The organism is Rhodanobacter ginsengiterrae (assembly GCF_050026815.1).
Taxonomy (GTDB): Bacteria; Pseudomonadota; Gammaproteobacteria; order Xanthomonadales; family Rhodanobacteraceae; genus Rhodanobacter; species Rhodanobacter ginsengiterrae.
In genome coordinates this window covers 1-650 of the sequence record NZ_JALBWO010000002.1, presented here as the reverse complement: position 1 = coordinate 650, position 650 = coordinate 1, and the positions used below count along the sequence as shown (strand labels likewise).

Below are 650 nucleotides of genomic sequence, written 5' to 3'. Positions count from 1 at the left end.
TCCTGTTTGTCGCTGATAGGCGATTTTTGGCCGCCCAGACGGCCGCATGGCACGGGTTTCACGGGCGTTCTTCGGCTTACGCGGCCAGCTTGCCGTAGAGCTGTAGTTTCGCCACGTTGTGGACGATGCAATACAGCTTCCACTGCGTGTCGACCTTGCGCTGGCCACGCAGCGTGAAGCGGCGCAAGCCGCGTTGCTGGATGTGACCGAACACTGGCTCGATCAATCCCATGCGATGGGCGTAGATCGCTCGACCTTCGGGACTGTCGATTTTCTCGCGCATGGCGCGGCAATGCGGGTTGGGTAGTTTGCTTGCTACCGAGCCTTCGAAGAAGGCGACCTGGCGTACGGCAGTGACATCAGGTTTGCGCAGGCACTGGCTGCGCAGTGGACATGCTTCGCAGGTGACGGACGTGCCTTTGAATACGGTGGCCTTGCGTCCATTGATGACGGCATTGGCGCTGTTTAGTTTGAGCGCCTTTCCAGCCGGGCAAACACAGCTGCCGTGTTCACGGTCAAAGATGAAGTCTTTGGGCTGGAAGGTCTTCGCCTGGCTCGCCGGCTTGTGCACAGCGGCGTCGACGTAGCGCGGGTCGCGCTTGCGCATGTTGCCGTCCGCGATATAGCCGTCGATACGGTCAGCCGCCAAG

General features: G+C 60.6%; 1 protein-coding gene. It reads right to left on the bottom strand.

Going from position 1 to position 650, the window contains the following annotated elements:
* Positions 1 to 76: 76 nt before the first annotated feature.
* Positions 77 to 650: transposase (locus ACQGNJ_RS00010; protein ID WP_426687200.1), on the bottom strand; the 574-nt coding region annotated here is incomplete at its 5' end.